We start from the raw sequence: 16212 nt of genomic DNA on the forward strand, positions 1-16212 counted from the left end.
GCACACCGCCCACTGGTCAATCTGGCGACGCCGACATCAGGCTCGGGCCCGCTGGTTCCACAAACGCACCCGCCTGACTACGACATAAACCCACAGCTCAGCTCACGAATGGTGACTGCCGTACTAGTGGATCACGCGCACGCGCCGCCGTCCTGCGCTATCACGTTCTGGCACTAACGTCTCATGCCGCGAACTTGCTAACGCATCTGCTAACAACGACCTTGGACTGCCCTGGACGACTGTGGGCTTTCCGTTTACAGGATCGCGCCGCAAGCAGGGCCTTCGGCTGCTGATGTACAAGCATGGACGCTTTTGACCTGGCTACGGATCAGAGGCCGGACTCTCCTGATCCTGGCCTACGGGTAAGGCCGACCCGGGGGCTGCCCGGGCCAGATTATCCGGAAGAAAGCGCGAGGAAGGCGCAGACCAGAAGGAAGAGGGCCAGAACCAGGCTGCGCACCCGCCACGACAGGCGGGGAGCGCTCACCAGGGCGGCCAGTGGGTAGCCGAACAATCCGGCGACCACGCCGACCGGCACGTCGGTGAGCTCCCAGATTGGCACCAGGAAGAAGGGCGCCAGAACGGCGACGGGCCACGCCGGGCGCACCCGGAGGAGGTGCAGCAGTGGCCAGGCGAGCACGACCGCCGCCCAGTTCCCCACCGTCCACGCGTCGGCCAGCTGACCGAGACAGCCGAAGTGGCCGCAGCGCGAGTCGTCGGACAGGGCGGCTACGAGCAGCAGCCAACCGAACTGAACGAAGGGCAGGATGATGCCGGCGAGCCCGGCGGCGACCACCCGCTCGGCAAGCCGCCCTTCGGCGGCGGGTGAGACACTCGCGTTGCCCATATCCACACCGCAAGCGTCTGATCCGACGGTCTCGCGATGCACACGCATTGATCACGATTCACATGGGAGCGCAGCAGGCAATGCGCCACCCCGCTGACCATGTTACGGATCAGTTGCCGGGTCCTGCCGTGTGCTCAGCGCTGTGCAGCAGAGAAGCACAGCAACGAGGTCTTACACGATCACACCCTGCCACTCGGGGACTGCTCTCTGAACTGGGTAACGCGGGCTTCAGGTGGTACCTGGCTCCCGTTTGCAATCAGGCGCTCGCCAAGAATGACGAAGACCACATCCATGCTCTGCTTGTTCCGTGGCTGTTCCGTCGGAGCGCCGGAACCAGTGAGAAGTGATGCGAGACATCCGCAGGCGTAGCCGCTGCTCAGCCGCGTGATCGAGTGGTCATCGCAGGTGATCGCATTGTGGGTCGGAGATCACCCAGATCTACGAGGGCACCAACCAGATCCAGCGCATGGTGATGGCCAGGCAGCTCCTCAAGTAGGGGTTGAGCAGCGAAAGCCCCGCCACGATCAGCGCAGCGATGAGCTACCCGGACGGTCATCGCTTAACGGCCGTCCATCTCGCGGAAGATCTGGTCGAGGCGGGACTCGTGTTCGTCCATGGCGCGGTTGAAGGTATGCATGGTCCTGTCGAACTGCTCCAGCGACTGCGCCGGGGTGTCCGGCAGCTCGCCGGCGGTGTCGCGGAGCACGCGTTCGCGTCGCATGGCGCTGTCCTCCTGCGCGCGCTGCATCGCGAGCATGACCTCCTCAGCCAGATCCCGGCTGCTCAGCTTCATGACGCGCGGGTCGAGCTTGATCTGGGTGATCCGTCCGTCGGCATCGGCGCGGACCTGGATCTTGCCGGCTGCTCCTGCGCCTACACCGCTGATCGTCTCGATCTCCCTCTGCGCGACCTGGAGGCGGCGGTGGTCCTGCTCCGCCTGTTCAATGATCCGCATCAGGTCGTCCAGAGGGTTGTACTCGGGTCCGGTGGGGTGCGTTCTCATTTGCCCGGCCGGTCGACGGCGTCGTAATTGATCCTGGTCTGCTCCAGCTTCAGTCCCGCGTTCAGCACGTTGCCCGCATACGCATGGACCCATTCACAGACGCTGTCGTAGAACTCCCGATAATTCCGGGCCAGTTCGTCCGAATCCTTTGGCACCAGGCCGAAGCAGGAATCCGTCTGCGCGGCGTTCGCCTCGAACTCTGTCCGTGGCTTCTGCAACAGGTCCGACGATCCGGCGACCTCCTGCCCGCCGGATCGCAGCTTTCCCGAGCTGTAGGAGAACCCATCCATCTCTCTTCCCATCGCATCCTCCCGTGCATCGATAAACGTCGTAGCGGTGCTATTACTTGTCTTGATCCAGGCCGGAGTCCAGCGGGGAGTTCAGACCTGGCAGCACGCCCGCGGTCCCGTTGACCTGCGGCATCTCAGGGCTCGGGGCGTACGGCACCCCCCAGGGCTGCGGGGCGGCACGGACCGGGGTGGCGGGGATGAGGGCGCCAAAAGAACTGACCGCCTGCTGGGCGGCGTTACTCTGCAGATTCATCGCGCCGGCGCCCCAACCCGAAAAGGCACCCCAGGCTCCGTTGATGGTTCCCATCTTTGCGACGTCGAATGCCGTCTGCCCCAGCGACTTGCCTTCGATGATGTCGTTGTACGCGGTGGAGCCCCCTCCGGCGAGGAATCCTGGGACGAAGTACGCCTTCCAGCCGAGGCTGTTTTTCAGGTTGGCCCAACCGACGGAGCCCCAGGGGAAGCCCGCGGAAAACGCCGAGGTTTTGACAATCTGCGCGTCCTTGAGACCGAACGGCGAGAAGAAGTTCTCCCCTTTGATCAACACGTTCCCCAGGCCGACGGACGTGTATTGGCCGGCGTAGTTGATGGCGAACATCTTGCCGAAGCTCCGCATGCCCTGCAGGGTCGCCTTCCCGAACGACAGGTCCTTCCCGGCCACGAGGGCGAAATTCTCCCGCTTGAGCCACCGCAGGCCCTTGATCTTCGTGATCTGGTTCATGGCTTTCGCCATGAGGCTTGCCAGTCGCACCATCACGAGGAGCAGTCGATTCCAGATCATCGCCGCCGTGGACGCGCCCTGGAGGGTGAGTCGCTGTGCCAGTTGCAAGGCGCTGAGCCGGCCCACGGCGGCTGTCATCATGGAGAGACCCACGCAGATCGCCGCCCCTTGGGCAAGGGATATCAGCAACTCCCTGAACGCGTTCTTGGTCTGGTGACTCACCTGCTGCGCTATGACCAGCCCATTGGCGACATTACCCAGGTTCGCGATGAGGTCGGCGCGTTGCGCTGGGGAGAGGTACTTTTCGACCTTGAAGTCGTAGGTCTCCGCGGCCCGGCCGGTCCACTGGTTTCTGCCTCGCTTGACGGCTGGGTCGATGTGATCCGTGCCCACAGTTTGCAGGTCAGCGGCCAACTGCTTGTTCGCCAGGCTCATTATGTGCAGCTGGCGCTCGTCCTCGTCGCTGCCCAAGGCCAGAAAGGCGTTCTTGACCGTCCTGAAGAGGTCCACAAGCTGGTCAGGGACCAATCCGAGCGGATTCGGCAGGTCGATGACCCCATTGTTGGGCACGGGTGCTGGACCAGGCATGTCCCCCCTCAAACATGTGACGTCGCAGGCTCCCCGCCCGGGGTTGGACACCAAGGCTCGATCGAACGTTGACAGGCGGAGCACTGGAGACCGAGCGCCGGCACCCAGGCTGCTCCCGCTCAGCATTGGCAGCCCTGAGAGACCCTGCGAGTGTGTGAGATGATCAACGGCTGTCTCAGATTCTGACACAATGAATTGACGAACGGCTACCCGTAACGCCGGATTAGGGTCATACGAGCCAGGCGTGCGCCCTCACCGGGAGCGCGACGGAGCCGATCGGACGACTTGGGGCGGGAATCGGTCGAGGCGCGATCGCATCGCATCATGGCTGCTCAAACGGATGCTGTGGCTCATCGGCCGCGCCGCAGGGCAGTCTCGCCGCACAATGCGGACGGCACCAGACCGTTGCCGGAGATCTCCACCAATCTCTCAACAGATCTTGACCCCATGTCCGAAACTACATAGCTTTGGCCGTTGTTCGCGGCGTATGCGGCGCGTGACGCTGCCGCACGGGCAGTGCCCGCCGCACTGCCCGGGCCCGGCCCAGCCTGTCGACCATGGATGAACGAGGAGGGGATAGAGGCTAGCGATCCGGCCGGGATTGTTACCCTCAGTGCCCGGCTGGGGTCAGTACGGTAATCGGCTCGGGGAGAGACTCACCCAACCGGTGACATTCCCCTGGCCGGGATTCCGCCTCTGGACGATCGAACGGAGAAATCCCGCTCCATGGAACGCACGTACCTTGTTTGCCTGCCTTTCGCCGGTTCCGGCGCGTCCTTCTTCAAAGGGTGGCAGCGATACGCCCCCGAGGAACTGAGCATCCTGCCAGTGCAGTTACCCGGCCGCGAGGAACGCTTTGCCGACCCCCCGCACACCGACGCCGCACGCGCCGCGGAAGAGGCATGCGCCCAGGCGCTGGCGCGGATCGGCAGCGGTCCCCGGGTGGCTCTTTTCGGGCACAGCCTCGGCGCGGTGCTCGCGTACGAGCTGGCGCACCGCCTTGGTGGCGTGACCGGGGTACGGTTGGCCCGGCTGTTCGTGAGCGGTTCCCCCGGGCCGTGGAACGGGCGGGAGAGCCGGGCCAGCGGCCTGAATGACGAGGAGTTCCTGGCTCGGGTCCGCGATTTCTCCGGTTACTCGCATCCGGCTCTCGAAGACCCGGAAATGCGGTCGTTGTTGCTGCCCGCGATCCGGGCGGATGTCGAAATGCATGAGAATTACCAGCCGGCCGCCGACAAGCCGCTGTCCATACCGGTCACCGCGCTCAGGGGACGCGGGGACGAACTGGTGGACAGATCGCACATCGCTCAGTGGGAGCGGGCCACCACCGCCGGATTCGCCACCGCCGAACTCGACGGCGGTCACATGTACCTCGCCGACGATCCCGCGACCCTGCTGAGGCTGATCGGGACCGAGTTCGCCCGGCGGGAAGGACGGTGACGGCGCGCCTGGCCGGGAAGACGGCGATCATCACCGGTGCGGCCCGCGGTCTGGGACGCGCCAGCGCTCAGGCGTTCGCGCGTGAAGGAGCCGACCTGGTGCTGATCGACGTCGCGCGGGATCTGCCGGGGGTGCCCTATCCGCTGGGTTCTCGCAGCCAGCTCGAACACACCGCGGAGCTCTGCCGCGATTCCGGCGTCTCCGCGCTGGTCCAAGAGGCGGATGTACGGGACCTGCTCGAGGTGGAGGACGCGGTGTCCATGGCGGTCGAGCGTTTCGGACGCGTCGACGTCCTCGTCAACAACGCGGGCATCGCCGCGCCGTCCGGCAAGATGGCGCACGAGATCGACGAGAACGAATGGCAGCTGATGCTCGACGTCGATCTCTCCGGCGCCTGGCGTGCCATTCGGGCGGTGGGCAAGCTCATGGTCGAGCAGCGCTCGGGCAGTATCGTCAACATCGCGTCCACCGCAGGACTGGTGGGGTACCGGCATTTCGCAGGATACGTCGCCGCCAAACACGGTCTCATCGGCTTGACCAAGGCGGCGGCGCTGGACTACGCCCCGCGCCAGGTCAGAGTCAACGCGCTTTGCCCTGGCTCGGTTCGCGATGACGCGCAGGTCGAGGGCCGCATGCTGGCGGAGATCGCGCGCTCGCTCGACGTGCCGGTCGGCGCGCATGAGGAGGCATTCCTCCTGTCCCAGCCGATGAACGCGCTCATCGAGCCGGACGCCGTCGCCTCCGCTGGCGTGTGGCTGGCCTCGGACGAGTCCCGGCAGGTCACGGGCAGCGTGCTCACGGTCGACGGAGGCTTCACAACCCGGTGACGGCCGCTACCTGACCTGCCGCCCCTCACATCCCTGGAGATCGCTCCGTGCATCAAGCTGCCAACGTCTCGCGGCTGTTCGCTGCCACCTGCTCACCGTCCGCGCACTGCCACGCCTGGCGGGTACGGCTTCCCGGCGGGGCCGACGCCGCGCGGACGGCCCGGCTTTTCGATGAGGCGTCTCGTGCCTGGTGGGGCGAGTCCACCCGGTTGTGGACAGAGCGCGTTCCCACTGCGAGCGACTCCCCGGCGGCGCGTCGGCGGCTCGAGTCCGAGCTGTTCCGCCCCATGTCCGGAAGGGGAGCTCGGCTGCGAGCCGTACTGCTGGAATACGCGGACGGGCCGGCCGATCTCGTGCTCGTCGCGCACCGGGGAAGGCTCGACGCGGTGTCGTTGCGTTCGGTCGCCCAGGTTCTCACGGGTCGATCCCCGTACGACAGGTTCCGCTCCGAGGAGGCGGGCCGCGATGCCGGGATGATCGCGAGGCGGCGTGAGGCGAGCTGTTCGGAATCCGTCGAGTGGGGCACCGGTGACGCCACCGCGGGTGACCGTACGGGCGTGGTGACCGTGGCGATACGTGCATCGGCGCAGGCGCCCGCCAAGGCGGCGGTGGCGGCCGGGCTGGTCGTGGGACGGTACGAGGACCGGCGTGATCCGGTGCTCGGCGCGCTGGCCGTCGTCCCGGAACGGCCGGCGGAAGCACTGGGAGCCTTCGACGCCGGGATGCTGCTGGCGCTGGACCTGTCCGGTCAGAGGACCATGGGCGAGCTGGTGGCCGAGAGCGCCAGGACCCTTTGCGGCGAGGTCGGACGGTGCGGCGGCCGGCAACATGACCTGGCCGAGCCCGGCGGCCGGGTGCTGGCCGGACTTCTCACCGATGAGCTGGACCATCTCGGCGGCGAAGGCGGGACCTACCTCCCGTGCCAGGCCGCCCCGTTCCCCCTCACCATCGTGCCCGCGCGCGCCGCCGGCGGCGGTCTCCGGCTCGACGTACACCACCGGTTCGAAGACGTGGACGAGGACTCCGCGCGGCGATTCGCCCGGCACGTCGCCCGCGTGTACGAGCAGTTGATCGACGCGGCCGACGATCTGGTCCCCGCAGACTTGGATCTGCTGGACGAACCCGAGCGCCGCTGGACGATCGACCTCGGCAGCCCCAGCCGGTCGCTGGAGCGGCGGCCGGAGCGGATCGACGAGGTGTTCGCCGCCCGGGTCGCGGAGCAGCCCGGGGACGTCGCGCTCACCTGCGAGGACCGCTCGCTGACCTACGCCGAACTGGACGAGCGCGCCCAGCGCATGGCAGCGGCCCTGCGCGGGCTGGGGGTGCGGACGGGCCAACGGGTGGGCCTCTGCCTGGAGCGCTCGCTCGACCTGGTGGTCACCATGCTCGCCGTGCTCAAAGCCGGTGCGGTGTACGTGCCGATGGATCCCGGCTACCCGGCCGACCGGCTGGCGTTCATGGCGCAGGATGCCGGGCTCGTCGTCGCCGTCGCCGGCGAGGGCTTCCCCGCCGACGATCAGCTGAGCATCGTCACGCCCGAGCGACTCGCGGCCTACGACGGCGAAGCAGGCACGGCGGCCTCCGACGGCGAGGCCGGCGGATCACCCGGCCCGGACGACGCCGCGTACGTCATCTATACCTCCGGCTCGACCGGGCGCCCGAAGGGCGTGCTGGTGCCGCATCGCAACGTCGTCGCCTTGCTCTCCGCCACCAGGGACGACTTCGGGCTCGGCCCCGGCGACACCTGGACGATCTTCCACTCCAGCGCTTTCGACTTCTCGGTCTGGGAGATCTGGGGAGCGCTGCTCACCGGCGCCCGGCTGGTGATGGTCCCCTACTGGGTCTCCCGGTCGCCGGACGAGTTTCTCGAGTTGCTGGCGCGCGAGCAGGTCACCGTGCTCAACCAGACTCCGTCGGCGTTCACCCAGCTCATGGAGGCCGATCGGCGCAGGCCCGAGCGGCTCGCGGTCCGGCTGGTCGTGCTCGGCGGCGAGCCGCTCGATGCCCGCCCGCTGCGGGACTGGCTCGACCGATACCCGGAGGATCGCTGTCGCGTCGTCAACATGTACGGCATCACCGAGACCACCGTCCACGTGACCGCGCAGACCGTGACGCGCCGGGAGGCCATGGCGGGGTCCAGGTCGGTGGGGTGCCCGCTGCCCGGTTGGCACGTGTACGTCCTGGACGAGCGGGGCCGGCCGGTGCCCTGTGGCGTTCCCGGCGAGATCTATGTCGGCGGCGCGGGAGTCGCCCTGGAATACCTCGGCCGCCCCGAGCTGACGGCGCAGCGCTTCCTCCCGGACCCGTTCGGCGGAGGTCGCATGTACCGCTCCGGCGACCGGGGACGCCTGCGGCCCGACGGCCGGCTGGAGCACCTGGGACGGCTCGACACCCAGGTCAAGGTTCGCGGCTTCCGCGTCGAGCTGGACGAGATCCGCCGCGTCCTGCTTGAGGACGCCTCGGTCGCGGCGGCCGCCGTGCTGCCGCGGGCCGGCGACCTGGAGGGAACGCGCATCGACGCGTACGTGGTGCTGGCCTACGGCGACGCCACTGCGGTGCGGCGGCGGGCCGCCAGGGTGCTGCCCGAGCACATGCTGCCCGCCACGATCACGCCGCTGCCCGCGTTGCCGCTCACCGCGAACGGCAAGCTGGACGTCAGCGCATTGCCCGAGCCCGCGCCCGCGCCTCCGGCGTCCGTGCGGGCCCCCTCAGGTGATGTCGCGGAAACGCTGGCCGCGGTCTGGGAGTCGGTGCTCGGCGTGCCGGTCGGCGCCGACGACAACTTCTTCGAGCTGGGCGGCAACTCGCTGCTCGCGATGCGGCTGGCGGCGGCCATCCGGGAACGGGGCCTGCCCACGCCGCCGATGCGCGAGCTGTATCTCCATCCGACGGTGAGCGGTCTCGCGCGGGTGCTCGGCCATGAGTGAGACCGGGGGACCGCTCGAGTGGCTTTCCGGCCCTGACGACCCGGGGCCGTTCCCCGTCGCGGGCCCGCCTGGCGTGCGGGCGCCGGAAGTCCTGGCGGCGTGGGGTGCGCTCCTCTACCACCACACCGGCCGGCGGGATCTCGCCTTCCGTGTCGTGCGTGGGGGCGCGGATGAGTTGGTTCGGTTCGCGATCGACCCCGGCGCGACGCTCGCCGAGCTGGTGACCTCGGTGACGCGGGCGCTCGGCGCCGCCGGCCCGTACGACCCTGGTCTCGGCCCCATGCCCGTCCTGGTCCACGGGGATCCGGTCCCGCCGGGAGCGCTCGCTCTCGTCCTGGACGGGAACGGAGTCCGGCTGCGGCCCGGCCCCGGCAGGAACGCGGACCTGGCCGCCCGCCACGCGGACCACCTGGCCGCCGCGCTGGCCACGCCCGCGGACACCGCGATCCGCGACCTGGACCCGCTGTCGCCCGCGGAGCGTGCCGAGCTCGACCGCTGGAACGACACCGCCGGCGACTACCCGGGAGACATCAGGGTCGAGCGGCTCTTCGCCGAACAGGCAGAGCAAGCGCCCGGCCATCCGGCCGTGGTGCACGGTGACACCACTCTCACCTACGCGGACCTGCACCGCCGCAGCACGTTGCTGGCCCAGTCGGTACGGCACGCCGGCCTGGCCTCCGGCGACCCCGTCGCGCTGCTCCTGCCGCGCGTCCCCGACCTGGTCGTCGCGGCGCTGGCCGTGCTCAAGGCGGGCGGCTGCTACCTGCCGATCGATCCCTCTACCCCGCCGGGGCGCGTCTCCCTCCTCCTCGCGGACAGCGGCGCGAGCCTGCTGATCGCCCCGAAGCGGTCTGGGGCCCGGGCACGGATCATCGCGATGGACGCCCTGGACTGGTCGGCCGAGCCGGAGCCCGAAGACCCGGCTCTCAGTGACACGTCCGCGCCCGCGTACCTGATGTACACCTCGGGAACCACCGGGCGGCCCAAGGGCGTCGCGATCCCGCACCGCGGCATCGTCCGCCTGGTGCGCGGTGTGGACTACGCACGCCTGGACCCCAGCACCAGGATGGCGCAGATCGGGGCGACCGGTTTCGACGCCTCCGTCTGGGAGATGTGGGGCGCGCTGCTCAACGGCGGCACCCTGCACCTGCTCGACCGGGAAACCTTCCTCGACGCCGAGGAGTTGAGGAAGGCCCTGACCGACCGGCGCATCACCACGGCGCTGTTCACCTCCGCGCTGTTCGGCCGGCTCGCCGACCAGGACCCGACCTTGTTCAGGCCGCTGCGCGACCTGCTCGTCGGAGGTGACGTGGTCTCGCCCAAGCACGCGAGGTCCGTGCTGCGCGCCAACCCGGGCCTGCGGCTGGTGAACGCCTACGGACCGACCGAGAACGCGGTCATCTCCACCGTCCACGTCGTCGCCGAGCCGATCGGCGCACGGGTGCCCATCGGCCGCCCCGTGCCCAATGCCAGCGCCTATGTGCTCAACCAGGACCGCCGCCCGCTGCCGATCGGCGTCCCGGGTGACCTGTACGTGGGCGGCGACGGGATGGCCCCCGGCTACCACGGGCGCCCCGAGCTGACCAGGCGCGCCTTCGTCCCCCACCCCCTATGGCCGGGACGGCTGCTCTACCGGACGGGCGACCGGGCCCGCCGTCTGCCCGACGGATCGATCGACTTTCTCGGCCGGACGGACCACCAGGTCAAAGTGCGCGGTTTCCGTGTCGAGCCGGGCGAGGTCGAGACGGCGCTGCTGAACGCGACCGGAGTAAGCGGCGCGGTGGTCGTGGAACGGAGTGACACCTTCGACAGCCACCTGTGCGCCTACGTCACCGGCAAAGAGGGCCTCCAAGCGGAGCGCGTACGTGCGGAGATCGAGCGCGTGCTGCCGCCGCACATGGTGCCGGCGCACATCGTGGTGCTGCCCGCGCTGCCGCTGACCGCCAACGGCAAGGTGGACCGGACCGCCCTTCCCGACACGGCACGACGCGGCGGCGGGCGGGCGGCGCGGGACGAGGTGGAGCGCGTCCTGGTCGAGCTGTGGGAGAACGTGCTCGGTGTGCGCGGGATCGGCGTCGACGACGCGCTCGACCAGCTCGGCGGCAGCTCGCTGACCGCGACCCGGCTGGCCGCCCTGGTCCGGCGCCGCTTCGGCATCGACTGCCCGGTGTCGGCCGTGCTGTCCGCCCGGACGATCTCCGCACTGGCCCGGACCATCCGCATGGCCGATCGTACGGGTCGCCGCCTTGCCGGGCCGCGTCCCGGCAAGGCCGCCGAGCGAACCCCGCTGTCGCCCCAGCAGAGGGGGATCTACGTCGAGCAGCTCAAGGATCCTGCCGGCACCCAATACAACGTGCCGATCTTCGTCGATCTCCCCGCGCCGGTGGACCCTGGTCCGCTACGCGCCGCGTCGGCCGCGCTCGCCGACCGGCACGAGATCCTCCGTACCGACATCGCCGTTGACGGCGACGGCCGGCCGCACCTGCGCGTCCACGAACGGCTTGCCGTCACGCTCGATGAGGTGGACCTGCCGCGCGGCGCGGACCCCGACGCGTGGGCGGAGCGCTGGATCCGCCCGTTCGACCTCGCCCTGGCGCCCCTGTGGCGGGTGGCCCTGGTACGGCATGACACGGGAACGCGGCTGGTCCTGGACATCCACCACCTCCTCACCGACGGTCACGCCCTGACCCTGCTGATGTCCGAATGGGCCGCACTGATCAGGGGCGATCGGCTGCCCGAGGTGGAGCTGCGTTACCGGGACTTCGCGCAGTGGGCGAACGGACCGGAGAAGCAGAAGCTGTCCGAGGCCCAGCGGCCCTACTGGGCCGAGACGTTCGCCCGGCCGGTCCGGCCCCTCGACCTGCCCACCGACCTGCCGAGGCCGGCGGTGCGCCGGACCGAGGGCGCTCACCTGCACTTCGAGTTCGGCGCGCGACGCAGTGACGCGATCGCGGAGCTGGCCAGTGCCGAGGGGGTGACGCCCTTCCACGTGCTGCTGGCCGCCTACACCGCCTTCCTCGGGCAGGTGAGCGGCAGCGACGACGTGACGGTCGGAACAGCGGCGTCGGGACGGCACCTGCCAGGCGTGGACCGGGCGCAGGGGATGTTCGTGAACACGCTCTGCCTGCGCACACGGCCGGAGGCCGAGCTGCCGTTCCGCGCGTACCTGCGGGCGGCGGCCGAGCATGCCACCGCCGCCCTCGACCACCAGGACCACGCTTTCGACGCCCTCGTGGCGCAGCACGAGCAGCATGACCTCAGCAGGAATCCCCTCTTCGACACTTTCTTCGCGGTGCAGGACACCGGACTCCACCACGTGGACTTCCTGGGGGGCCGGCCTCGCTGGCGGCCGGACGCCACCCGGCGCACGATCTTCGACCTCGACCTGCAGATCGAGGTCGCCGGAGCTCGGCCCGGCGGCTATGCCGCCCGGTGGGCCTATGCCACGAGCCTTTTCCTGCGGCCCACGGTGGAGCTGTTCCGCGATGAGCTGCTGGCCCTGCTGGACGCCGTGCTCGCCGAACCCGGCACGCCGCTGGGTGAACTCGGGCGGGTGGCCGCGACTCCGTACGACCTGTCCGAACTCGCGCTCGACTTCGACCTCTGATCCGGCTGGGAGAGCACCATGCAATCCATCGAGACCCTGGGCGGGCTCAAGGTCGCGGCCGCGCAGCGTCCCCGCGAGGGCGCGTACTGGCGCGCGGAGCTGGCGGCGCTGCCCGACCGCGCCGGCTTCCCCACCGACCACAGCGCGCCCTGCCGCGGCCCGCACGCCGCCGCCGCGCTCGACCTCGATCCCGCCCTGACGGATCGGCTGCTGAAGCTGGCCCGAGGTCAGGACACCGCCCTGCGCTCCTTGCTGATCGCCGCGGTCGGCGCGCTGCTCCAGCGCTACACGGGCGGCGAGGAAGTCGTGCTGGCCACTCCCGCCATCCCGGTCGCCGCTGGGCTCCCGCCGCTGGCGTCCACGCTGCCGCTCCGGCTGCCGATCAGCCGCGACAGCACGCTGCGCGACCTGCTCGGCGAGGTCGCGACCCGGTTGCGGGCCGCGGTCGAGCATCAGGACTACCCGATCGAGCTGCTCGCCGGCGACGGCCCGCTCGCCGACGTGCTCGTCGGTCCTGTGGACGACAGCGCTGACCGGCCGGATTACCCGCTCGTCTTCACCTTCGTCCGCGAGGCGAACGGCCTGGCCCTGCGGCTGCTGCACCAGATCGAGAGTCACACGACGGACACCGCCCGGCGGCTCCTCGCCCACTGCGCGTCGCTGCTCGATCAGGCCACCGTCCATCTCGACACGGCGCTGAGCGCGCTCGACCTGTGCTCCGACGCGGACCGTGCGCTGAGCGCCGCGGTGAACGCCACGGACGTCGCTTTCGACGACACGGTGCGGCTCGACGAGTTGCTCGGCCGGCGGGCCGCCGCGACCCCGGACGCCGTCGCCGTGGTGGGCGACGGCTTCCGCCTCACGTACGCCGAGCTGAACGCCAGGGTCAACCGCCTGGCGCACACGTTGCGCGGTCGCGGCGTGGGCCGCGACGACCTCGTGGCGGTGCTGGCGGAGCGGTCGCCGGAGATGTTCGTGGCCATCTACGCCGTGCTGCGGGCGGGCGCCGCGTACCTGCCGATCGACCCGGGGAACCCCCGCGATCGCATCGCATACGTGCTGCGCGACAGCGCCGCGCGGCTGGTCCTCACCCAGCCCCACCTCGCCGGCCTGGCGGGCACGGAGGCGGCGGTCCTCGACCTGACGGAGGAGGCCGCGTACGCGCCGCAGTCGATCCCCCCGCCCGTCGAGGGAACCGCTCGCGATCTGGCCTACGTCATCTACACATCGGGTTCGACCGGCGCGCCCAAGGGCGTCCAGATCGAGCACCGCTCGGCGGTCAATCGCATCGGCTGGATGCAGAAGGCGTACCCGATCACCACCGTCGACGTCATCATGCAGAAGACACCCACGTCCTTCGACGTCTCGGTGTGGGAGCTGTTCTGGGGGATGCTGGCGGGCGCGGCGGTGTGCCTGCCCGAGCCGGGCGCGGAGCGGGACCCGGAAGCGCTGGTCGCCGCCATCCGGCGGCACGGCGTCACCACGATGCACTTCGTTCCGTCCATGCTCGGCGCATTCCTCGATTTCCTGCCCGGAGCGGGCAGGCAGGACGGGACGGCCACGCTACGGCAGGTGTTCGCCAGCGGCGAGGCGTTGACCCCGCAGCATGCCCGGCGCTTCCACGAGGTGGTCCCGGCCACGCGCCTGGTGAACCTGTACGGGCCGACCGAAGCCACCGTGGACGTCACCCACTACGCGTGCCGGGGCGACGAGAGCCGGGTGCCGATCGGGCGGCCGATCGACAACACCCGCGTCCACGTGCTCGACGCCGGCCTGCGCCCCCAACCGGTCGGCGTCCCCGGGGAGCTGTGTATCGCCGGCGTCCAACTGGCCCGGGGGTATCTCGGGCGCCCGGAGCTGACCGCCAAGCGGTTCGCCGCCGCCCCGCACGCCGGCGAGGAGCGCGTCTACCGCACGGGGGACCTGGCCCGCCGGCTGCCCGATGGCGCCATCGAGTTCCTGGGCCGGATGGATCACCAAGTCAAGGTGCGCGGCCACCGGATCGAGCCGGGCGAGATCGAGGAGTGCCTGCGGCAGCACGCCGGCGTGCGGGACGCCGTGGTCGTGGCTCGCGCGAAGGACTGCGGGCTCCGCGGCTATGTGCTGGCGCCCGAGCCGATCCCGGAGGACGAGCTCAAAAGCCATCTCAGGCGGGCGCTTCCGGAATACATGGTGCCCGCCCGGCTGGTCACGCTGGAGCGCTGGCCGCTGACGCCGAACGGCAAGCTGGATCGGCGAGCGCTGCCCGAGCCCGGTGAGGTGGCCGAATACACCGCCCCGCGGACGCCGCGGGAGGCGCACCTGGCCCGCATCTGGGGCGAGGTGCTCGGCCGCGAGCGGATAGGCGTGCACGACAACTTCTTCGCGCTCGGCGGCGACTCGATCCGTTTCGTCGCCGTGCTGGCCCAGAGCCGCGCTCACGGCCTGGACTTCACCTTCGAGCAGCTCTTCGAGAATCCGACGATCGCCCGGCTCGCGGCGGTGACGGCCGACGCGGCGGGTGGCGCGGAGACCCGCGTGCCGGAGCCGTTCGAGCTGCTGAGCCCGGAAGACCGGGCGAAGATCCCGGACGGGGTGGTGGACGCCTACCCGATGACCCAGCTCCAGGCCGGTCTGGTCTTCCAGAGCGAGCTGTCGCACTCCACCGTCGAATATCACGACATCATCAGCTACACGATTCAGAGCGCGTTCGACGCCGAGCGGTTCGAGCAGGCGGTGCGGATTCTCGTCGCGCGGAACCCTATCTTCCGCACCAGCTACCACCTCACGGGCTACAGCGAGTACCTGCAGTTCGTCCACCAGGATGCGCCGGCTCCGCTCTTCGTCGCCGACCTGCGCGGTAGGACCGAACAGGAGCAGGACGCCTGGTACCGGGCGTGGGTCGAGCGGGAGAAGTCCCACCGCTTCGCCTGGGCGGAGCCCGGCCTGGTCCGGCTGCACGTGCACGTGCTCGGTGACGACCTGTTCCGCTACACGCTCAGCCAGCACAACTCGGCGCTCGACGGCTGGAGCATCACGCTGGTGCACACCACGTTGTTCGACATCTACCACCGGCTCGTGGAAGGCCTCCCGCTGCCCGGCGCCCTGCCGGACAATCATGTGCGCGACTACATCGCGCTGGAGCGCCGCTCGCTGGATGCCGAGGAGCACCGCTCGTACTGGGGCCGGCTGCTGGCCGGAGGCGCCTTCACCGAGCTGCCGAGGACCAGGGACTCGGCCGAGCCGGACGTCTTTCCCGTGGTGTTCCACGAGGTGGAGTTCCCGCGCGGGCTGTCCGACCGGATCGTGGCGCTGGCTGACACGCTGGCCGTGCCGGTCAAGAACGTCGCGCTGGCCGCGCATCTCAAGGTGCTCTCGCTGATCGCCGGCGAGCGCGATGTCGTGACCGGTTACGAGCACAGCGGCCGGCCGGAGACCCACGGCGCCACCGAAGCGATCGGGCTGTTCCTCAACACGGTGCCCTTCCGCGCCCGTGTCGAGGAAGGCTCATGGGCGGACCTGGTGCGCCGGGTCTACCGATCCGAGGTCGAGTTGCTGCCGGCGCGGCGTTATCCGATGGCGCAGATGAAGCGGGACCTGGGAATTCAGGACCCGCTGTTCGAGACCGCTTTCAACTTCACCCATTTCTACCTGCTCAAGCAGCTCGAGGCACGCGAGGGTTTCGCGCTGCTCGACGTACGGGCGAACTCGGAGACGGAGTTCGTGCTGCGTGCCGAGTTCTCCAGGCACTTCGTCACCGACGAGGTACGGCTGAGCCTGCACTACCACGCCCACCTGTTCGAGCCCTGGCAGGTGGCCAGGATGGGTGCGTACTACACGGCCGCGTTCGAGGCGATGACCGCCGATCCCGACGCCCCGCATCATCTCGCCGACCTGCTGCCCGCCGAGGAGAGCGCGGCACTGGCCACGGCCGAGCAGGCCGAAGCGCTCCCGGCAGCGGTGGCCGGGCTCCTTCCCGACCC

Annotated in this window: 9 protein-coding genes; 5 read left to right on the forward strand and 4 right to left on the reverse strand. The window is 69.8% G+C overall.

All coding sequences use genetic code 11. The features are described from left to right. Nucleotides 1–394 precede the first annotated feature (394 nt). From EJK15_RS59345 to EJK15_RS59360, 4 genes are all read right to left on the reverse strand, one after another. Nucleotides 395–847, reverse strand: coding sequence for a hypothetical protein (locus EJK15_RS59345; protein WP_138719209.1), 453 nt, complete (start codon nucleotides 845–847; stop codon nucleotides 395–397). A gap of 559 nt (nucleotides 848–1406) precedes the next feature. Beyond that, a complete protein-coding gene (locus EJK15_RS59355) occupies nucleotides 1407–1802 on the reverse strand; it encodes a YbaB/EbfC family nucleoid-associated protein (protein WP_206061913.1) in 396 nt (131 codons plus the stop codon). Between the two features lie 44 nt (nucleotides 1803–1846). After that, the gene (locus EJK15_RS71985; protein ID WP_171075212.1) at nucleotides 1847–2152 is read right to left on the reverse strand and encodes a hypothetical protein; all 306 of its coding nucleotides are present in this window, start codon (nucleotides 2150–2152) and stop codon (nucleotides 1847–1849) included. A gap of 40 nt (nucleotides 2153–2192) precedes the next feature. Next, the gene (locus EJK15_RS59360) at nucleotides 2193–3431 is read right to left on the reverse strand and encodes a hypothetical protein (RefSeq protein WP_138719211.1); all 1239 of its coding nucleotides are present in this window, start codon (nucleotides 3429–3431) and stop codon (nucleotides 2193–2195) included. Between the two features lie 744 nt (nucleotides 3432–4175). Between EJK15_RS59360 and EJK15_RS59365 the strand changes: the two genes are divergently transcribed. The 5 genes from EJK15_RS59365 to EJK15_RS59385 form a co-directional block, all read left to right on the forward strand. Further along, nucleotides 4176–4889, forward strand: a complete 714-nt coding sequence (locus EJK15_RS59365; protein ID WP_138719212.1) for a thioesterase II family protein — start codon at nucleotides 4176–4178, stop codon at nucleotides 4887–4889. Continuing rightward, nucleotides 4886–5716 carry an SDR family oxidoreductase gene (locus EJK15_RS59370; RefSeq protein ID WP_138719213.1) on the forward strand — a complete coding sequence of 277 codons (831 nt, stop codon included), beginning with the start codon at nucleotides 4886–4888 and terminating at the stop codon, nucleotides 5714–5716. The genes EJK15_RS59365 and EJK15_RS59370 overlap by 4 nt, the downstream gene beginning before the upstream one ends. 47 nt (nucleotides 5717–5763) lie before the next feature. Further along, nucleotides 5764–8643, forward strand: a complete 2880-nt coding sequence (locus tag EJK15_RS59375) for an amino acid adenylation domain-containing protein (RefSeq protein ID WP_206061915.1) — start codon at nucleotides 5764–5766, stop codon at nucleotides 8641–8643. Beyond that, nucleotides 8636–12250, forward strand: coding sequence for a non-ribosomal peptide synthetase (locus tag EJK15_RS59380; RefSeq protein WP_138719214.1), 3615 nt, complete (start codon nucleotides 8636–8638; stop codon nucleotides 12248–12250). The genes EJK15_RS59375 and EJK15_RS59380 overlap by 8 nt, the downstream gene beginning before the upstream one ends. An 18-nt stretch (nucleotides 12251–12268) precedes the next feature. Further along, nucleotides 12269–16212 (forward strand): non-ribosomal peptide synthetase (locus EJK15_RS59385; RefSeq protein ID WP_138719215.1); only part of this gene is annotated, 3944 nt, incomplete at its 3' end.

Origin of the sequence: Nonomuraea basaltis (assembly GCF_005893125.1) — a bacterium.
Taxonomy (GTDB): Bacteria; Actinomycetota; Actinomycetes; order Streptosporangiales; family Streptosporangiaceae; genus Nonomuraea; species Nonomuraea basaltis.

Excerpts from the sequence above, each read along its gene's own strand:
- EJK15_RS59345 (WP_138719209.1), bottom strand. The coding sequence starts at position 847 with ATGGGCAACGCGAGTGTCTCACCCGCCGCCGAAGGGCGGCTTGCCGAG.
- EJK15_RS59355 (WP_206061913.1), bottom strand. The coding sequence starts at position 1,802 with ATGCGGATCATTGAACAGGCGGAGCAGGACCACCGCCGCCTCCAGGTC.
- EJK15_RS71985 (WP_171075212.1), bottom strand. The coding sequence starts at position 2,152 with ATGGGAAGAGAGATGGATGGGTTCTCCTACAGCTCGGGAAAGCTGCGA.
- EJK15_RS59365 (WP_138719212.1), top strand. The coding sequence starts at position 4,176 with ATGGAACGCACGTACCTTGTTTGCCTGCCTTTCGCCGGTTCCGGCGCG.
- EJK15_RS59380 (WP_138719214.1), top strand. The coding sequence starts at position 8,636 with ATGAGTGAGACCGGGGGACCGCTCGAGTGGCTTTCCGGCCCTGACGAC.